At 73.1% G+C, this 18,671-nt stretch carries 13 protein-coding genes; 5 read left to right on the forward strand and 8 right to left on the reverse strand.

Annotated features, from left to right (window positions below):
* Positions 1-52 precede the first annotated feature (52 nt).
* Positions 53-3,460 carry a phosphodiester glycosidase family protein gene (locus ABZ815_RS39985; RefSeq protein WP_357706479.1) on the reverse strand — a complete coding sequence of 1,136 codons (3,408 nt, stop codon included), beginning with the start codon at positions 3,458-3,460 and terminating at the stop codon, positions 53-55.
* 105 nt (positions 3,461-3,565) lie between these two features.
* Here ABZ815_RS39985 and ABZ815_RS39990 point away from each other — a divergent pair, with 105 nt between their 5' ends.
* On the forward strand, positions 3,566-4,759 hold the full coding sequence (locus ABZ815_RS39990; protein ID WP_357706480.1) for a cytochrome P450: 1,194 nt from the start codon (positions 3,566-3,568) through the stop codon (positions 4,757-4,759).
* On the opposite strand, the gene ABZ815_RS39995 is transcribed toward ABZ815_RS39990, so the two are convergent.
* Positions 4,719-6,968, reverse strand: coding sequence for a hypothetical protein (locus ABZ815_RS39995; protein ID WP_357706483.1), 2,250 nt, complete (start codon positions 6,966-6,968; stop codon positions 4,719-4,721). The two genes, ABZ815_RS39990 and ABZ815_RS39995, sit on opposite strands and share 41 nt — an antisense overlap.
* 179 nt (positions 6,969-7,147) lie before the next feature.
* Here ABZ815_RS39995 and ABZ815_RS40000 point away from each other — a divergent pair, with 179 nt between their 5' ends.
* The 4 genes from ABZ815_RS40000 to ABZ815_RS40015 all read left to right on the forward strand — a co-directional run bounded on the left by ABZ815_RS40000 (position 7,148) and on the right by ABZ815_RS40015 (position 12,137).
* Positions 7,148-7,726: a hypothetical protein gene (locus ABZ815_RS40000; protein WP_357706484.1), complete on the forward strand. Its 579-nt coding sequence runs from the start codon at positions 7,148-7,150 to the stop codon at positions 7,724-7,726.
* 75 nt (positions 7,727-7,801) lie between these two features.
* Positions 7,802-10,381, forward strand: coding sequence for a pullulanase-type alpha-1,6-glucosidase (gene pulA / locus ABZ815_RS40005; RefSeq protein WP_357706485.1), 2,580 nt, complete (start codon positions 7,802-7,804; stop codon positions 10,379-10,381).
* Between the two features lie 155 nt (positions 10,382-10,536).
* A complete protein-coding gene (locus ABZ815_RS40010; protein WP_357706486.1) occupies positions 10,537-11,229 on the forward strand; it encodes a hypothetical protein in 693 nt (230 codons plus the stop codon).
* Positions 11,230-11,414: 185 nt separating this feature from the next.
* Positions 11,415-12,137 carry a VIT1/CCC1 transporter family protein gene (locus ABZ815_RS40015; protein ID WP_357706488.1) on the forward strand — a complete coding sequence of 241 codons (723 nt, stop codon included), beginning with the start codon at positions 11,415-11,417 and terminating at the stop codon, positions 12,135-12,137.
* 54 nt (positions 12,138-12,191) lie between these two features.
* Here ABZ815_RS40015 and ABZ815_RS40020 read toward each other — a convergent pair whose 3' ends face one another.
* From ABZ815_RS40020 to ABZ815_RS40045, 6 genes are all read right to left on the reverse strand, one after another.
* Positions 12,192-12,830, reverse strand: coding sequence for a LysE family translocator (locus ABZ815_RS40020; protein WP_357706489.1), 639 nt, complete (start codon positions 12,828-12,830; stop codon positions 12,192-12,194).
* Positions 12,827-13,363: a hypothetical protein gene (locus ABZ815_RS40025; RefSeq protein WP_357706491.1), complete on the reverse strand. Its 537-nt coding sequence runs from the start codon at positions 13,361-13,363 to the stop codon at positions 12,827-12,829. The genes ABZ815_RS40020 and ABZ815_RS40025 overlap by 4 nt, the downstream gene beginning before the upstream one ends.
* Positions 13,364-13,380: 17 nt before the next feature.
* Positions 13,381-13,737: a spore germination protein GerW family protein gene (locus tag ABZ815_RS40030; RefSeq protein WP_357706492.1), complete on the reverse strand. Its 357-nt coding sequence runs from the start codon at positions 13,735-13,737 to the stop codon at positions 13,381-13,383.
* Positions 13,738-13,765: 28 nt separating this feature from the next.
* Positions 13,766-15,139 carry a glucose-6-phosphate dehydrogenase gene (gene zwf / locus ABZ815_RS40035; protein ID WP_357706493.1) on the reverse strand — a complete coding sequence of 458 codons (1,374 nt, stop codon included), beginning with the start codon at positions 15,137-15,139 and terminating at the stop codon, positions 13,766-13,768.
* 1 nt (position 15,140) lies between these two features.
* Positions 15,141-16,772, reverse strand: coding sequence for a glucose-6-phosphate isomerase (gene pgi, locus ABZ815_RS40040; protein ID WP_357706495.1), 1,632 nt, complete (start codon positions 16,770-16,772; stop codon positions 15,141-15,143).
* A gap of 136 nt (positions 16,773-16,908) precedes the next feature.
* Positions 16,909-18,615, reverse strand: a complete 1,707-nt coding sequence (locus tag ABZ815_RS40045) for an IlvD/Edd family dehydratase (RefSeq protein ID WP_357706497.1) — start codon at positions 18,613-18,615, stop codon at positions 16,909-16,911.
* Positions 18,616-18,671 lie beyond the last annotated feature (56 nt).

The raw sequence follows: 18,671 nt of genomic DNA on the forward strand, positions 1-18,671 counted from the left end.
CGGGATTCAGGGGGTTTTCGGCCAGGGGGGTGGTCCCTCCCTGGCCGGGGGCTCAGGCCGCGGCCTTGGCGGTGATCGCCACGCTCGCCTGGCGGGTGACCCCGCTGACGGTGACGGCGACCGTCACCTGTCCGGCCCGCAGGGCCGTGATCGTGCCCGTGTCCGGGTCGAGCACCGCCACGTGCCACGGCTTGGCCGTCTGACGGGTGCCGACGTGCAGGTTGGGCGAGCCCGACCAGGAGACCGAGACCGGGTAGGCGGCCGGCACGGTCCGGTCGTCCTGCCGGATCGCCGCCGTGACCGGCGCGGGCGCGCCGACCGCGAGGGTCGCGGGCGCGGTGAGCGTCAGCTCGTCCACGTGCGGCCGCACCTGCGTGCCGATCCAGCCGGGCGCGTCGATGAACCAGTTGCGCCGTACGTGCTCGGCCTCGGCGGGCGTCACGGGGTCCACGCCCCACAGCGACCAGCCGGTGAAGCCGCCGTCGTCGGGGGCGGTGGCCGGGTTCTTGCCGGAGTTGCCGTTGACGAAGTACGGCACCGCGTCCACGCGCGAGGCGTTGAACGTGCCCACGTGCCCGCCGATGTAGGCCGCGCCCTTGCCGGTGTCGCGCTGGAAGTCGGCCAGCCAGCCCTCGACCAGCGCGGCCTCCTTCCGGTCGCCGAGCTGGCTGCCCTTGCCCGGCGTCGGGTCGCGCGGCGGCACGTGGAACAGCACGGTGACCGACCCGACGGAGGCGTCCTTGGCCGCCTTGTCGAGCTCGGAGCGGAGCATCGCCACCTGGTCGTAGTCGCCGCCGCGCAGGTTCAGGCGGGAGGTGTCCAGGGTGATGAAGCGGGTGCCCTTGTGGTCGAACGTGCCGTACGTGTCGCCGAAGACGGCCTTGAAGTTGTCGATCTTGCCGCCCATGACCTCATGGTTGCCGGGGATGTAGCGATATTTCAGCTCTCCTCCCAGCTCCTCGTCGAGGATCTTCTTCGCCAGCGCGAAGTCCTCCGGCGACGCCTCGTCCACCAGGTCGCCGTTGATCAGCAGGAAGTCGGGCTTGGCGGCCTTGATCTCCTTGAGCGTGCGGCGGGCGTTCCTGACGAGGTCGCTGTCGGGGTTCCGGGCCACGAACTGGGCGTCCGACATGACCGCGAACCGCCATGGCGCCTTGGCCACGTCCGCCTTGACGACGGGGTCGGCGACCTTGGGCACGGCCGGCGCGGTGATCGACGGCGACACCTTGGCCACCAGGCCGTCGATCAGGATGTCGTTGCCGTACTTGGCGTCGGCCCTGGTCTCAGCCACGTAGAAGCGCCGGAGCTTGAGCGGGTAGTTGACCCCGGCGGGCACCGGGAACTCGACGTACTGCCAGCCGGTCCACGTCATGTACGGCCCACGCAGGATCTGCGACTGGCCGAGCGCGTCGTAGAACTCCAGGCTGGGCCACTCCCCCTTGCCGGTGGAGTTGATCCACAAGCCGAACGCCTGCGGCTGCCCGTCCACCACGATCTGCTGCGGCGGGCTGGCGTAGGCGGCCCGGGTGGCGGTCGAGGTGGTGAAGTCGTAGGACAGCTTGAGCCCGCCGCCGCTCTGGCCGGGCGCGGCCGACAGCGAGCCGGTGGCGCGGGCGGCGGCGAAGGTCCACTTGGCCGCGTCCTCGAAGTCGGCGACCGGCTTGGACTCGAAGCCGACCGTCACCGGGACGGCCGTGGTGATCTTCCCGACCTTGGCGGTGATCAGCCCGGAGCCGGTGGCCTGCCGGGCCTTGACGGTGAAGTACCCGTGCTCGGCCGGGGTGACCTCGAACAGGTTCCGGTCGTAGTCGAGGGTGAGGTCGTCCGGCTCGATGGGCGCGGAGTTGCCGTTGTGGTCGTAGCCGACGACGCCGAAGGCGGCGCTGCCGTCCGCGCCCGAGATGCCGAGCCGGTCGGCCGTGGCGCCGAGCCGCTGCAACGGCTGGAGCACGGTCAGGCCGATCGTGCCCTTCGCGCCGCCGCGCGAGGCGGTGACGGTGGTCTGGCCGGGCACCAGAGCGTGGAACCTGCCATTCCTGATCACGCCGTGCACGGCCGGGTTGGCCCGCCACGACGGCGTGCCGGCCGCGGGCCCGTACGTCTCGTCGTAGCCGGCGGCGGTCAGCCGCCTGGTGAGGCCGGGGAAGACGCGGTCGGGACGGCCGCCCGCGACGGGCCCGACGCCGGGCGCCTTGGCCGGGTCGCTCGCGGTCTCCAGCCAGAAGCCCTTGAGCTTGCCGCTGCCTTCGGGGGCGTACAGCGCCAGGCCATTGGGCACGTGGCGCTCGCCGCCGTCGGAGGGGCTGTTCTCCACCTGCACCTCGGCCGAGCCGGGCTCGCGCGCCAGCAGGGTGGAGGAGCCGCCGCCGTCGAGGTTGAGCGCGTTGGCCGCCCCCAGGTCCACCATCATGGCGGCCAGCTCGTTGAGCGTGACGCCGCGGCTGTCGGCCTGGCGGCCGTCCACGGTCAGCAGGTACATCTTCCTGCCGTCGGCGGAGAAGCCCACGGCGGTGCGCGGGTGCGCGGCCGGGTCGGCGCTGTTCTGCACGACGCCGTCCTTGACCAGGACGTAGTTGCCGCCGACGGCCGCCTTGACGGCGGAGCCGTCCGACGCCTTCGGCTGGTACTTCACGTCCACCCGGTCGCCGGCCTTCAGGGCCGACAGGGCGGCGGCGCCGGCGTCCCGGCCGAGCAGGATCGTGGTGCCGGCCGGGATGGGCCCGGTGCCGGCGGCGTTGCGCACCTCGGTGACCACGCCGTCCACCAGCACGACCTCGGCGACCGTGGCGGCGCCCTCGACGGCGCGGGCCCGGCTGTAGGAGCCCCACAGCGGCGTGAACAGGCCGACGCCGCCGTTCTGCACCATCTGGTTGAACTGGGTGAGCGCGATCGGCGCGCCGCCGGAGGGCGTGGCGGTGCCCTCGAAGTACATCTTGAGCACCCGCCCGACGCCGTCGCCGGTGACGGCGACCGCGTTGTCGTGCCCGGCGACCGGCGACTGGACCAGCGTGCCGTCCTGCACGCCGATGCCCTGGGCGGCGCCGGAGTTGTTGATGTCGAAGAAGTCGCCGTTGACCGCCGCCACCGCGCGGGAGCGCCCGGCGGGGCCGGACAGCGGTTCGGTCCTGGTCACCTCGCCGGAGAAGACGTAGTCGGCCTTGGGCCCGCCCTTGCCGCCGCCGAGGTCGGCGGTCAGCGCGTCGGCGCGCAGCCAGCCCAGCGCGTCATAGGTGTCGAACGAGGTCAGCGAGAGGCCCGGCGCGACCGGCCGGGTCCTCTTGGCCGTCTCCAGCCGGGGCTGCCCTGCGGCGGCCTGGCTGATCAGCGTGGAGGGCGGCGGGTAGGAGGACGCCGTCAGCGCGTCCTCGGCGGGCGTGGTCGGGTCGGCCTGCGCGGGCGCGCTCAGGGCCACCGGCCCTAAAACGAGCGCGGCGGCGGCCAGGAAACGGAGGGTCTGCACGACCGAACTCAATCGCTCGTGGATATAAGTTTCAAGACTTGAGAGTGAACTAAAAGAAAATTTCAGATCTTGTCGCGTCCCCGGCCACGCCGGACGATGGGACGCGTGGATCGACAGGCGCTCTACCGCGACCCGTACCCGCTCTACGCCCGCGCCCGCGCCGCCCCCGGGCTGACCTTCGCCGAGGAGCTGGACGCCTGGCTGGTGGCCCGGCACGACGACGTGCGCGAGGTGCTGTCCAGGCCGGACGACTTCTCCTCCAAGGGCGCCCTGCGGCCGGACGTGATCCCGAGCCCGCGGGCGTTCGCCGAGCTGGCCGGGGTGCCGGGCGGCGCGCCCGTGGTGCTGAGCACGGACGGCGAGGCGCACCAGCGTTACCGCAGGCCGCTCACCCGCGGCCTGTCGCCCGCCCGGGTGGCCGCCGCGCTGCCGTTCGTCACCGCCACGGCCGCCGAACTGGTCGCCGGGCTCGTCAAGGCGGGCGGAGGCGAGTGGATGTCCCGCTACGCCAGGCCGCTGCCCGCCGCCGTGATCGGCCACCTGCTGGGCCTGGACCCGGCCGACGTGCCGGCCGCGATCAGGGGCGGCTTCCGGGCCGAGGAGCTGCTGTTCACCCCGATGCCCGAGGAGCGGCAGATCGCCGCCGCCCGCGAGGTGGCCGCGCTGCGGCGCCTGCTGGCCGCCCACGCCGGCCGCTCAGCCGGGGCCGCCGACCTGACCGGCGAGGTGGTGCGCGGCCTGGCGCCCGGCCCCGGGGAGCCGACGGCCGCCCAGCGCGACGAGATCGCCTCCAACGTCGAGAACGTCATGCTCGCCGGGCACCTCACCACGACCGCGCTGCTCGGCTCGGTCGTGCACCGCCTGCTGCGCGACCGCCGCCAGTGGCAGCTGCTGTGCGCCGCCCCGGCCGAGCTGATCCCGGCCGCGATCGAGGAGGCCGCCCGGTACGAGGCGCCCGTCCAGGGCTTCCGCCGCCGTGTCACCAGGCCGCTCACCCTGGCCGGCACGCCTTTGGAGGAGGGCGCGACGGTGTTCGTCTCCTTCGCCTCGGCGGGCCGCGACGAGGCGGCGTACGAGCGGCCCGACGTCTTCGACATCGCCCGTCCGCGCGCCCGTCACCTGGCGTTCGGTCACGGCGTGCACGGCTGCCCCGGCGCGTTCCTGGCCCGCGAGCAGCTCCGGGTGACGCTGGAGCTGCTGGTGGCGGAGCTGCCCGGCCTCCGGCTGGCCCGCGAGGACGTGGTGATGGCCGCCACGCTCATCCACCGCGCGCCCGAGGAACTCCATCTGACCTGGTGAGCCGGGCAAGGGTCTCCTCGTAGGCGGGGTCGAGCCAGTAGTCGGAGTGCCAGCGCGCCTCGGGCAGCGGCTCGCCCGGCCCCGGCTGGAGCGGGTCCCAGCAGAACCGGTCGACGGTCTCCTCACCCTCGCCCGCCGGACGGGGGCCGAACGGGTCGACCCGGCGGAAGACGGGCCCGCCGATGGGGTCGCTCAGCCGGTAGAGGTTCCGCCAGCGGACGGCGTCGCGCATCGCCGACAGGCCGGGGGTGCCGAAGTAGGCGGGGAAGAAGGCGGCGTACAGGCGGCGCAGCGGCGAGCCGTGGGTGAGCAGCCGGACCCGGGGCCGCAGCTCGGGCCGCACCTGGAGCACGAGCGCGGCGGTGAGCACGCTGCCCTGGCTGTGCCCGGACAGCACGACCTCGTCGTCGGCCGTCCTGGTCAGGATCTTGACGCGGGCCAGCAGCTCGGGGATCACCCGCTCGGTGTAGCAGGGCGGCGCGAGCGGGTGGATGGCCCGGGGCCAGAAGGTCGAGACGTCCCAGAGGATGCCGACCGTGCGCCGCAGCCGCGTGTCGCTGTACGTGCGGCGGCCCAGCAGGACCAGGCCCACGACGATCGCCGTCATGGCCCAGCTCCCGACCGAGGCCAGCAGTCCGGCCAGCCCGCCCACCGGGGCGAACAGGTGGAACCGGTAGATCACGGTCACCGCGGCGGACCCGGCCACGCCGAGGCCGGTGAGCACGGCCAGCACGAGCCCGGCGCGGTCGGTGAGCGAGGCCAGCGCCCACTTGCCCGCCACGTCACGGTCGTAGGCGCCGTAGTAGGGGGTCAGCTTGGGCGTGAGCGCGGCGGCGGCGGACCCGCGGACCATCCACAGCTCGGCCGCCACGGCGACGAACCCGATCACCAGCAGCGGCACGAGCGCGGCCGTCCACCAGACCGGGTCGTCGAGGTAGAGCCTGCGGTCGACCGGACCGGGCTCGGCGACGGAGGCCGGCACGCCGAAGAAGGTGGCGGTCCAGAACAGCAGGCCGAGGGCGAGCACGTTCGCGCTGCCGGCCGCCACCATCAGCGTGAACCAGGCCGCCACGCCGCACAGCGCCCGCCGCTCGATCGGGTCGCCGGTCTCGGCCGGCCGGTCCATGCGGGCCAGGACGATCGACGCCACCAGGATGAACAGCCCGAGCCCGAGCGTCAGCCCGAACTGGAACGCTCCCACGCCGATGCCGGGAAGCTGCCGCCCCGGCAGCGCGGGCGACATCCCGATGAGGGCGGCGGCGATCGTGGCCACGAAGGTCAGCGGCCCGGCCACCCGCAGCACCCGGCACGCGCCGGTGAGCCAGGACGGGACCGCCTCCCCCGGGGCCAGCCGCCTGGCGATCCCGGGCAGCGCCGCCAGCACGGCGGCGGCGACCTGGACGGCGACGTTGGCCAGCGTCAGTGCCAGCCCCCGCGGGTCGCCCACGAACGGCGCCGACACCGCCAGGCTCACCGAACCCAGCGCGAAGGCGACGTGCACGGCCCGCAGCCGCCACACGGGCGCGCCGCCGTGCCACAGCCGCGGCCGGGCCAGCAGCGGCCCCGGACGCGAGCCGCCGCCGGGCGGGACCCCGGTCTGCTCGTCGCGCTCCCAGGTGCGCCGCGCCAGCCACCACAGCAGCACGACCACCGCGAACGGCGCCAGCGCGGCGACGGCCAGCCGCCGCGACGGCTCGGCCCCCCACAGCTCGCTCATCCAGTGGACCCAGGCCGGCGCGCTCTCGCGAGCGCAGGCCCGGCCGGCCGCGGTGCACTGCCAGCCGATGAGATCGACGCTCGCCCGGGTGACGGCGCCGACGAGGGTGCCGGTGAGCAGCAGCGCGAACAGCCGCTGCGCCGCCTCGGCCACGTGCCGCAGGCGGGCGCCGGCCGGCGGCCTCGGCAGCATGAAGTAGGACAGGTTGGCCAGGGAGAAGGGCAGCAGGAGCAGCCAGAGGGCGATGGTCCGGCCGCCCGAGGTGAGGCCGCCCCAGGCGTAGGCCTCGCGGTGGCGGATGCCGGGCAGGTCGTCCTGGTCGCCGTCGGGCCGGCCGCCCGGCCACCAGCGGCGGTAGAAGCCGGTGGTGGCGTCGCCGGCGATCTGGCGGGGGTGGGGGTGGTTGAGGATGCTCGCCGGCGGGGTGCCGGAGACGCCGTGCACACGTAGTTCGGTAATGCCTCCGCAGGTGGGGTCCAGGAATCCGTCCATGAGATCAGGATCACGCAAAGTCACCGATTACGCAAAGTAATGGAATGGTCACTCGAATGGGGTGCCGCTCCGACCCTCTCTTTCCGGCCAGAGCCCAGTGGGGAAAGCCGCATTTCCCCACGAAAACGCCTTGCCGGGCGTACATCTGAAGCCAGGGCACTGTGCGGGTGAAGCGAGGCATGATGACGACGACGCTGCCGCCGCAGAATTCTTCGGGGCCGAACGAGCAGATCCGCACCGCGCGGATCAACGGCTGGTACACCGTGCTCGCGGCGGCGCTGGCGGCCGTGGTGACGTTCGTGGGCACGGTCGCCTACCAGGAGGCCGCCAAGGAGCGGCAGGGGTGCGCCGCGACTCCGAGCCGCGACAACTGCGACAAGAAGTACGCGAGCGTCACCGGCTGCGAGAAGGACGCGATCACCGTTCCCGGCGGCACCGCCGTCCGGACGGTTCCCGCCGGGCGGATGGTTCTGGAGCTTCGCTGGAGCCGTACCTGCCAGACGTTGTGGGCCCGGGCGCAGCCGCAGAACGACGTCTTCTTCCTCCAGCCCTGGATAGAGCCCGACAGGAAGGACGCCACCCGCTTCTTCGCCGCGGGCGAGCGCACCCGGGGATGGCTGGAGTCGCCGATGGCCTTCATCCCGGGAGGGAACGTCGCCGCCAAGGCGTGCTCGTTCGCGGGGCGCGGCCGACCGGACGCCCAATACGCGTGCACGGCCATGCTGATGCCGGACGGCACCGACGTCACCGAGAGCTAGGACCTGCGCCGCACCGGGGCGATGTCCGGCCGTCCGGCGCGGCGTCCTGGCGTGGGCCGCCCACGGACGGGCACCATGATCTACGTGACCGCGGACGGCGACGGCGAGGCGCGGGCCCACTGGATCGACAGGGAGACGGTCGCCTGGACGGTGGATCCGGCGCTGACGCACGCGCTGGCCTGCGCCCCCGACGGCGGCATCGCCTGCCGTGACGGCCGCCTGACCGGCCACACCCTGACCATCCCGCTCACCCCGGGCACACTGGACGACGAGCAGCGGCGGGCCTGGCCGCACCTGGCCGACCGCGCCGCGCTCAAGCTGCCGTCCGCGGACGTCGGGCTGGTGAGGGAGGCCCTGCGCGGCCAGGTCCTGGCCGTGGCCCGCGACGGGTCCGGCGCGGTGGCCGCCGCGACCGGCGTGCAGCTCCCGGGCGTGCTCGACGACGTTTACGCCGGGGCCACGCGGGCCCGGCTCGGGCCGTCGGGACGGCTGCTGCCCCGGCTGGCACTCTGGGCGCCCACCGCCCGGCGGGTGGAGCTGGCGCTCGGCGGCCGGGTCCACGCGATGCGGCTGGACGAGGAGACCGGCGTGTGGTCGATCCGCGGCCTGCCCACCTGGTACGGCAGGGACTACACCTATCGCGTCACCGTCTACTCCCCCGCCGCGGGCCGCGTCGTCACCCGCGAGGTCACCGACCCCTACAGCCTGGCCGCCGCGCCCGACGGCGTGCGCAGCAGGCTGGTCAGCCTGGACGACCCCGCGCTCAAGCCGCCCGGCTGGGACCGGCTGGCCAAGCCCGAGCCGGTCCCGCTGGACCGCGCGGTCGTCTACGAGCTGCACGTCCGCGACTTCTCCGCCTCCGACGCGACCGTGCCGGAGGAGCTGCGCGGCACGTACGCGGCCTTCTGCCGGGACGGCGACGGCATGCGCGAGCTGCGCGCGCTGGCCGCGGAGGGGCTCACCCACGTGCACCTGCTGCCGGTGTTCGACCTGGCCACGGTCCCCGAGCGCCGCGCGGACAGGACCGAGCCGGAGCACGACCTCGCCGCCCTGCCGCCCGACTCCGAACGGCAGCAGGAGATCGTGGCGCTCACCGCGGACCGCGACTCCTTCAACTGGGGCTACGACCCGCTGCACTACACCGTCCCGGAGGGCTCGTACGCGACCGACCCGGACGAGCGGATCAGGGAGTTCCGCGCCATGGTCGCCGCGCTGAACGAGGCCGGCCTGCGCGTGGTCATGGACGTGGTCTACAACCACACCCACTCGGCGGACGTGCTGGACCCGATCGTCCCCGGCTACTACCACCGCCTGCTGGAGGACGGTTCCCTGGCCACCTCCACCTGCTGCGCCAACACCGCGCCCGAGCACGCCATGATGGGCCGGCTCGTGGTCGACTCGGTGCGCACCTGGGCCAGGCAGTACAAGGTGGACGGCTTCCGCTTCGACCTCATGGGCCACCACCCGAAGGCCAACATCCTGGCCGTGCGCGCCGCCCTCGACGCGCTCACCCCCGAGCGCGACGGCGTGGACGGCCGCTCGATCATCCTGTACGGCGAGGGCTGGAGCTTCGGCGAGGTGGCCGGCGACGCCAGGTTCGAGCAGGCCACGCAGGCCAACATGGCCGGCACCGGCATCGGCACGTTCGACGACCGGCTGCGGGACGCGGTGCGCGGCGGCAGCCCGTTCGACGCCGACCCGCGGGTGCAGGGGTTCGGCTCCGGCCTGGCCGGCGCGCCCAACGGCGCCGCGGCCAACGGCCCGGAGGAGCAGCAGCGCGAGCGCCTGCGCCACTGCACCGACCTGGTCATGCTCGGCCTGGCCGGCGGCCTGCGCGACTACGTGCTGCCCTCGGGCCGCAAGGGCTCTGAGGTCGTCCACAACGGCGGTCCCGCCGGTTACGCCGGCCGCCCGGACGACGTCGTGACGTACGTGGACGCGCACGACAACGAGACGCTGTTCGACGCGCTGGCCTACAAGCTGCCGGCGGGCACGCCGATGGCCGACCGGGTGCGCATGCAGGTGTTGTCGCTGGCCACGGTGCTGCTGGGGCAGGGGGCGGCGTTCGTGCACGCGGGCAGCGAGCGTTTGCGCTCGAAGTCGCTGGACCGCAACTCCTACGACTCCGGCGACTGGTTCAACCGGCTGCTGTGGGACTGCTCGGCGGGCAACGGGTTCGGCGCGGGCCTGCCGCCGAGGGCGGACAACGAGGCCGCCTGGCCGTACGCCCGGCCGCTGCTGGCCGACCCCGCGCTGCGTCCCGGCTGCGCGGCGATCGGGGCGGCGCGGGCGGCGTTCGGGGAGCTGCTGCGGATCAGGGCCTCGACCCCGGCGTTCGCACTCGGGACGGCGGAGGAGGTGCGGCGGCGGCTGTCGTTCCCGGCCTGCGACGAGGGCGTGATCGTGATGCGCGTGGACACCGCGGGGCTGGACCCGCGCTGGGACGCGGTCGTCGTGGTGCTCAACGCCACCCCCTCACCCGGTACGCGGGCGGTGGCGGCCCCGCCCGGCCGCCGGGTGGCGCTGCATCCCGTTCAGGCCGCCTCGGCGGACGAGGTGGTCAGGCGGTCGTCGTACGACCCGGCGGGCGGCACGCTGACGGTTCCGGCCCGCACAGCAGCCGTTTTCGTAATAAGTGCCGAAAATCCCTCTTAAATCGAATTTCTGGTGCCATAACCGTGAATAGCGGTTGAGGAATGATCGCCTCGCCTGGGGGAACCATTGCCTGTGGAAGATGCCCGATCACTGGCTTTGACGCGCACGACAGCGCAAACTGGATAGACGGCGATCGCGTGGAGCATGGAGCACCCGTGGACAATCACCTTGATCACATGCCGGTCCTGTCCCGCGGCAGGCATCGCAACCCGAAACGCGGCGCCTGTTTCATGGAACTGGCGTCCTATCTGGCCGGAGAGCGGTGGAGCGACCATCCGGCCTGCACCCATCCGCTGCTGGCCGCACTCGCCCGCCTGGTCAACGACAACACCGGCGACGAGAGCCGCGCCGAGCTGGTCGGGCTGGTGCCGTCCATCATCGGGCTGGCGGGCGACGACCTGCGGATCGACGCCCACATCGCGCTGCGCTGCGCGACCACGGCCCTGCCGGTCGCGGCCGCCGAACGCCAGCTCGCGCTGGCGGTGTCGGTGCTCGCGGCCGAGGAGATGCTGGCCAGGCTCGACGGCGCGCCGTCCGGGCGGCTGAGCGAGGCGAGCCGCAGGGCGATGGAGGAGGTGCCGCACGCGGCCGAGCAGGCCAGGCGCTTCAGCCGGGCGGCCAAGATCACCGAGAAGGGCTTCCGCCGGTACGCGGCGCCCAACGCGGTGCAGCTCGCCGTGGTCGGCATCGTCCAGGCGTGCATCAAGGACCCCGACGCGCTGCTGCGCAGGCTGCTGGAGGAGACGATCGCCGACTGCGAGGCGCTCATCCGCCGCCCGAAGGCCACCCGTCCGGCCGCCACGCCCGATTCCACTGTGCCCGATTCCACCGCGCCGGCACACGCCTGACCCGGTGACGTCCCTCCGGCGCCCGCTCGACGGGTTCCGGGGGGCGTCCGCGTGCCCGTCCCGGAATGGGGGGAACGTGGGTGCGGGGCGGGAAAACCGCAGATCAGGCTAGCCTCTCCTTCGTTGCGGATCATGCCGGAAGGGCCTAGATTCCGTGGCGAATTGCCATTAAGGGGAGGATTGTCATGACTGTCGAGCTTGTTAGGCCCTACTCTCCTGAGAAGCACCACAGCCACCGTGACGTCACCGGCGGCTGGTTGCGTCCGGCGGTGTTCGGGGCGATGGACGGGCTGGTCTCCAACGTGGCGCTCATCGCCGGAGTCGTGGGGGCCGCGGGCGCCGGGCGCGGCGCGGTGCTCGCCGGGTTCGCGGGCCTGGTCGCGGGGGCGTGCTCGATGGCGGCGGGCGAGTACACGTCGGTGAAGTCCCAGACCGAGCTGATGCGGGCCGAGATCGCCGTGGAGCGGCGCGAGCTGGCCCGCAACCCCGACGGCGAGCGGGCCGAGCTGGCCGCCCTCTACCGGTCGCGCGGCCTGGACGCCGACCTCGCGCGCCGCGTCGCCGAGGGCCTGTCGGCCGACCCGGAGCAGGCGTTGCGCGTGCACGTGCGCGAGGAACTGGGCGTGGACCCCGACGACCTGCCCTCGCCCTACCTGGCGGCGGGCTCGTCGTTCCTGGCCTTCGCGATCGGGGCGCTGGTGCCGCTGGCGCCGTTCCTGTTCGGGGCGTCGGGGCTGTTCCTGGCGCTGGCGCTGAGCATGGTGGCGCTGTTCGGGTTCGGCGCGGCGGTGGCCGTGATGACCGCGCGGCCGTGGTGGCTGGGCGGCCTGCGCCAGCTCGGGCTGGGCGCGGGTGCCGCCGCCGTCACCTTCGGCCTCGGGCACCTGCTCGGCGTCGCCGTCTCCTGACGCCGGCACGCCCGCCCAAAAGCGCCCGCCCAGGAGCGGCCCCCGGGAGGCCGTTCAGGGGCGGCCGGCGACGGCCAGGTTGACGCCGAGGGCGATGAGCGCGGCGCCGGTCAGCCCGTCCACGGCCTTGCGCACGCCGGACCGGGCGAACACCCGGCGCAGCGTGCCGACCACGTTCGCCAGCGTGAGGAACCAGACCATCGTGCCGGCCAGCGCGACCGCCGACAGCAGCAGCGTGCCGCCGAGCGCGGTGCCCTCCCCCACGAACTGCGGCACCAGGGCCACGAAGAACAGCGCGGCCTTGGGGTTGAGCACGTTGGTCAGCAGCCCTTCGGCGAAGGCCGCCCACGGGCCGTTGTCCGCGGGGCCCGGCAGGCCGAGGTCGAGCGGGCCGCCCTTGCGCAGGGCCGCGCGCAGCGCCTTGACCCCCAGGTAGAGCAGGTAGGCGGCGCCGACCACCTTGACCACGGTGAAGGCCATGGCCGAGGCCGCCAGCAACGCGGCCACGCCGGTGCCCGCGGCCACCACCCAGACGGCCACGCCCACGGCGATCCCGGCCGCCGCCGCCATGCCGTGCCCCCGGCCCGACAGCGCCGAGCGGCGGACCACGACCGCGAAGTCGGGGCCGGGCGACATCGCCCCGAGCATCACCAGGGCACCGAAAGCCACGAAATGCGGCAAAGAGATCATCATGGCGTCCACCTTACGAGGACCCGGCCCTCCGGGACCAAGGTGGAGACCTCCCACGTCCAGCTCGGCACCGTGATCATCTCGGCGGGCTGGTCGAGCGTGACGGGCGTGTCCAGCAGGACGGAGTGAGGCGTGAGCGGCAGCCCGCCACCGGGGATGACGACGGTGCACAGCGGGGTGCGCAGGCTGGGCCCGTCGGGCTCGTCCGCGTCGCTGGACACCCAGGTGGGCTCGCCGTCGAAGAACGTGCACACCAGCGCCCCCGCCGGCGCCGCGCAGGAGTGGCGCAGGGCACCGGCGGGCAGCCAGGCGTGCTCCCCCGGCAGGTACGTCACTCCTGACACCCGCAGCTCGCCCTCCAGCAGCACGAACTCCTCCCCCGCCAGGTAGTGGCCGCGGCCGGGCCGGCTCCACCGGGGTGGGAGGCGGACCAGCGACGTGCCGCCGCCGAGCGGGGTGACGCGCACCGGCAGGTTGGAGCCGGGCACCAGGGCGTCGTGTCCGGGCAGCCCGGCGTCGAGCAGATCGATCAGCACATCAGTGGATGTGCCCGTTACCTCCTGCGATGCCACTTCTTGAAGATGGTCCGGATCGTCAGCACCAGGGCGAGCCCGACGAGCTGGCCGCCGAGCACGATCCGGTTGACGTCGACGGCCGGACGCCACCGCACCTCGCCGTCCTTGATCACGAACACCCCGGCGGGGGTGGCGCTGTAGCCGAAGCCGCCACCACCGCCGCTGCCTCTCTCCTCACCCTTCTCGTCGAGGCCCTGCCCGTGGCCGGCCCCGCCGCCCTGGGCGACCCGGGCGACGGGGACGACCAGGACGTCGCCGTGGCGGATCGGCTCGCCGAAGACGCGCCTGACCGTGACGACGTCCTTCGACTGCTCCAACAGCTCCTTGATGTCCATGGCCCTCATCGTTCACCCGGATCGGCCGCTAGTCGAACGTGGTGGAGATCTCGTGCCAGCCGCCCGGCGCGATCTTCTCGGCCGGCTCCGGCCCCCAGGTGCCCTTCTCGTACGGCATCGGCCGGTCGGGCAGGTCGAGCAACCGGCCCACGATCCGCCACGACTCCTCCACCAGGTCGAACCTGGCGAAGCGCCGCGGGTCGCCGCTGACGGCGTCGGTCAGGATGCGCTCGTAGGCGGCCTCCATGGGCCCGAGCACCTTGGTGAAGTCGACGCTCACCGGCACCGGGATCGTCCGCTGCCTGCCCGGCTCCTTGGCCAGCACGTCGAAGGTCACCCCGGCGTCGGGCTGCAGGCGGAACCTGATGAGGTTCGGCCCCGGCGGCACGTCGCCGCCCCGGAACATCGTCACCGGCGGCCTGCGCAGCTCGGCCACGATCTCCAGGTCGGTGGTGGGCAGCGCCTTGCCCGAGCGGATGCACCAGGGCACACCCGCCCACCGCCAGCTGTCGATGTAGAGCCGCATGGCGACGAACGTCTCGGTGGTGGAGCCGGGCCGGACGCCGGGGGTGTCGAGGTAGCCGTCGTACTGGCCGCGTACGACGTGGGCCGGGTCGATGGCCTGGACCGCGCGCAGCACCCGCCACTTCTCGTCGAGCTGGGCGCGGGCGTCCATGGACGGCGGCGGGTCCATCGCCAGGATGGCCAGCAGCTGCAGCAGGTGGTTCTGGACGACGTCGCGGACCGTGCCGTTGGCGTCGTAGAAGCCGCCGCGGTCGGCGACGTCGAAGTCCTCGGCCATGGTGATCTGCACGCTGCGCACGTAGTTCCGGTTCCACAGGGGTTCCAGCAGCATGTTGGCGAAGCGGAACACCATGAGGTCCTCGACCGGCTCCTTGCCCAGGAAGTGGTCGACCCGCCGCAGGTGGTCCTCGTCGAAGTACTTCAGCAGCTCGTCGTTGAGCCTGCGCGCCGAGTCCAGGTCGTGCCCGAACGGCTTCTCCACCACGAGCCTGGCGTCGTCGTTGAGCCCGGCCCCGGCCAGCCCCTCGGCGACGACGGAGAACAGCGCGGGCGGCACCGCCAGGTAGTGGACGAGGAACCCCTTGCCCTCCACCTCCGCCTTCAGCTTCGCGAACGTCTCGGGATCGCGGTAGTCGCCCGCCACCAGCCGCAGGTTGCCCGCCAGCTTCTCGAACGCCGCGTCCTGGACGCCGCCGCAGGCCTCGCGGGCGTGCTCGCGCAGCCCGTCGAGGTCCATGTCGGTCTTGGCGACGCCGATGATCGGCAGGTCGAGCCTGCCGTCGGCGCTCAGGTGGTAGAGCGCGGGAAGCAGCATCTTGCGCGCGAGGTCACCGGTGACGCCGAACAGGACCAGCGCGCCCGCCTTCCCCTCCCCCATCTCAGACCTGCCTTCCGCGCAGCTCGCGGTACCTGCGGACGAGCTGTTCGGTCGAGGAGTCGGGGAAGGTCTGCGGCGGCTCCTCGGAGGTGAGCGCGGGCGCCACGTCGAGCGCCATCTTCTTGCCCAGCTCGACGCCCCACTGGTCGAAGGAGTCGACGCCCCAGATCGTGCCCTCGACGAACACGATGTGCTCGTACAGCGCGACGAGCTGGCCCAGCGTGGACGGCGTGAGCTTGGTCACCAGGATCGTCGAGGTGGGCCGGTTGCCCGGCATCACCTTGTGCGGCACGATCTCCGGCGGCGTGCCCTCGGCCGCGATCTCCTCGGCGGTCTTGCCGAAGGCCAGCGCGCTGGTCTGGGCGAGGAGGTTGGCGGTGAGCTGGTCGTGCATGCCCTCGCGATCCTCGAACGGCTCGGCGAAGCCGATGAAGTCGGCCGGGACGAGCCGGGTGCCCTGGTGCAGGAGCTGGTAGAAGGCGTGCTGGCCGTTGGTGCCGGGCTCGCCCCAGAAGATCTCGCCGGTCGGGACGGTGACCGGGCTGCCGTCGGCGCGCACCGACTTGCCGTTGGACTCCATCGTGAGCTGCTGGAGGTAGGCGGGGAAACGGTGCAGCCGCTGGCTGTAGGGCAGCACGGCGCGGGTCTCGGCGCCGAAGAAGTCGGTGTACCAGATGCCGAGCAGGGCCATCAGGACCGGCATGTTGGCGTTGAACGGCGCGGTGCGGAAGTGCTGGTCCATGCTGTGGAAGCCGGACAACATCTCGCGGAACCGCTCGGGCCCGACCGCGATCATCAGGGACAGGCCGATGGCGCCGTCGTAGGAGTAGCGGCCGCCCACCCAGTCCCAGAAGCCGAACATGTTGTCGGTGTCGATGCCGAACTCGGCGACCTTCTCGGCGTTGGTGGAGACGGCCACGAAGTGCTTGGAGACGGCGTCCTCGCCCAGCGCGCCGACCAGCCAGGAGCGGGCGACCCTGGCGTTGGTCAGCGTCTCCAGCGTGGTGAAGGTCTTGGACGCGACCACGAACAGCGTGGTGGCCGGGTCGAGGTCGCGCAGGTTGCCGAGGATGTCGGCGGGGTCGATGTTGGAGACGAACCTGGCCTCGACGCCGGCGTCCACGTAGTCGCGCAGCGCCTCGTAGGCCATGGCCGGGCCGAGGTCGGAGCCGCCGATGCCGATGTTGACCACGGTCCTGATCGGCTGCCCGGTGGCGCCCTTCCACTCCTTGGACCTGACGCGGTCGGCGAAGGCGCTCATCTTGTCCAGCACCGCGTGCACGTCGGCCACGACGTCCTGGCCGTCCACGACCAGCTCGGCGTTCTTCCGCATGCGCAGCGCGACGTGCAGGACGGCGCGGTCCTCGCTCACGTTGATGTGCTCGCCGCCGAACATCGCGGCGATGCGCTCGCGCAGGCCCGCCCGCTCGGCCAGGGCCACCAGCAGGCCGATCGTCTCCTGGGTGGCGCGGTGCTTGGCGTAGTCGAGGTAGAGGTCCCCGGCGCTCACCGTCATCCGCCCGGCCCTGCCCGGGTCCTCCGCGAACAGCTCACGCAGCTGCTTTCCCGCCAGCTCCTCGTGATGCTTGCCCAGAGCCGCCCACTCCTGGCTCTGGCTGATGTCGCCGTTCACCGCTTCCTCCTCATGTGTCGCCAAACCTGATCACATCGTCCCGTACTCGCGGGAGATCCGCTGAGCCGGGCTCCCGACAGGGAACCCCGTACCCCACGGGGATGATTCCGCGCACGGCGGCGGTCACTCTTTGCCTTCAGTGGGACTCGCGGCCGACGGCGTCGCCGGAGGAGCCCGTCAGGAAGTCGAGATCGGCGCCCTGGTGGGCCTGGGTGACGTGGTCGACGTACAGGCGCTCCCAGCCGCGGGCCGGGCGGGCGTGGCCGGTCATGACCGGTTTCCTGGCGGCCAGCTCGGCCTCGGGGACGTCCACGTCGAGCCTCCTGGCGGCCACGTCGAGCACGATCGGGTCGCCGGTGCGCACCCTGGCCAGCGGGCCGTCGGCCGCCGCCTCGGGCGAGGCGTGCAGGACGACCGTGCCGTACGCGGTGCCGCTCATCCGGGCGTCGCTGACCCGCACCATGTCGCGGACGCCCCTGGCCAGCAGCTTGCGCGGCAGCGGCAGGTTGCCGACCTCCGGCATGCCCGGGTAGCCCTTGGGCCCGCAGCCGCGCAGCACCAGCACCGAGGTCTCGTCCACGTCGAGGTCGGGCGAGTCGAGCCGGGCGCGGGCGTCCTCGACGCCGTCGAAGACGATCGCCCGGCCGCGGTGCCGCAGCAGCTCCGGCGAGGCGGCCGCGGGTTTGATCACGGCGCCGTCGGGCGCGAGGTTGCCGCGCAGCACGGCGATGCCGGCGTCGGGCAGCAGCGGGTCGGAGCGCCGCCTGATCACGGCGTCGTCCCAGATCTCGGCGCCGGCCAGGTGCTCGACCAGCGGCCTGCCGGTGACGGTGATCGCCGCCGGGTCGAGCAGGTCCTCGACCTCCCGCAGCAAGGCGGTCAGCCCGCCGGCCCTGAACAGGTCGTCCATCAGGTGGCGTCCGGCCGGCTGGAGGTCGGCCAGCAGCGGCACGCCGGAGCCGGCGCGGTCGAAGTCGTCGAGGCCCAGCTCGACGCCGAGCCGCCCGGCGACGGCCAGCAGGTGCACGACCGCGTTGGTCGAGCCGCCGATCGCGGCCAGCGTCACGATGGCGTTGAGGAAGGAGGCCCTGGTCATCACATGGCTGGGCCGCCGGCCCGCGCGGACCAGCTCGACGGCGAGCCTGCCGCTCTGGTGCGAGCGCTCCAGCAGGCGGCTGTCGGGGGCGGGGGTGCCGGCCGTGCCGGGCAGCGTCATGCCCAGCGCCTCGGCCATGCAGGCCATGGTGGAGGCGGTGCCCATCGTGTTGCAGTGGCCGCGGCTGCGGATCATGGACGACTCGGAGGCGAGGAACGCCTCGCGGGAGAGCGTGCCGGCCCGCACCTCCTCGCTGAGCCGCCACACGTCGGTGCCGCAGCCGAGCGGCACGCCGCGGAAGTGCCCGGTCAGCATCGGGCCGCCGGGCACCACGAGCGCCGGCAGGTCGACGGAGGCGGCGGCCATGAGCAGCGCGGGAATGGTCTTGTCGCAGCCGCCGAGCAGCACCACGCCGTCGATCGGGTTGGCCCGCAGCAGCTCCTCGGCGGCCATCGCGGCCAGGTTGCGCCAGAGCATCGCGGTCGGGCGCACGTTCGTCTCGCCCAGGGACAGGACGGGCAGGTCGAGCGGCACGCCGCCGGCCTCCCACACGCCGTTGCCGACGCTGCGGGCTATCTCGTCGAGGTGGGAGTTGCACGGCGCGAGGTCGGAGGCGCTGTTGGCGATCGCGATGTGCGGCCGCTCCCCCTCGAACGCCTCGCGCGGCAGGCCGCGGCGCATCCAGGCCCGGTGGATGTAGGAGTTCCGGTCGTCACCCGCGTACCAGAGGGAACTGCGCAGTGCCATGTGACGGCACATTATCGGCAGTCCGGGGGATTCAGCATCGCCTGTAGAGGAATGGG

The organism is Nonomuraea sp. NPDC047529 (assembly GCF_040642995.1).
GTDB lineage: Bacteria > Actinomycetota > Actinomycetes > Streptosporangiales > Streptosporangiaceae > Nonomuraea.

Excerpts from the sequence above, each read along its gene's own strand:
- ABZ815_RS39995 (WP_357706483.1), bottom strand. The coding sequence starts at position 6,968 with ATGGACGGATTCCTGGACCCCACCTGCGGAGGCATTACCGAACTACGT.
- ABZ815_RS40000 (WP_357706484.1), top strand. The coding sequence starts at position 7,148 with ATGATGACGACGACGCTGCCGCCGCAGAATTCTTCGGGGCCGAACGAG.
- pulA (WP_357706485.1), top strand. The coding sequence starts at position 7,802 with ATGATCTACGTGACCGCGGACGGCGACGGCGAGGCGCGGGCCCACTGG.
- ABZ815_RS40015 (WP_357706488.1), top strand. The coding sequence starts at position 11,415 with ATGACTGTCGAGCTTGTTAGGCCCTACTCTCCTGAGAAGCACCACAGC.
- ABZ815_RS40020 (WP_357706489.1), bottom strand. The coding sequence starts at position 12,830 with ATGATGATCTCTTTGCCGCATTTCGTGGCTTTCGGTGCCCTGGTGATG.
- ABZ815_RS40030 (WP_357706492.1), bottom strand. The coding sequence starts at position 13,737 with ATGGACATCAAGGAGCTGTTGGAGCAGTCGAAGGACGTCGTCACGGTC.
- zwf (WP_357706493.1), bottom strand. The coding sequence starts at position 15,139 with ATGGGGGAGGGGAAGGCGGGCGCGCTGGTCCTGTTCGGCGTCACCGGT.
- ABZ815_RS40045 (WP_357706497.1), bottom strand. The coding sequence starts at position 18,615 with ATGGCACTGCGCAGTTCCCTCTGGTACGCGGGTGACGACCGGAACTCC.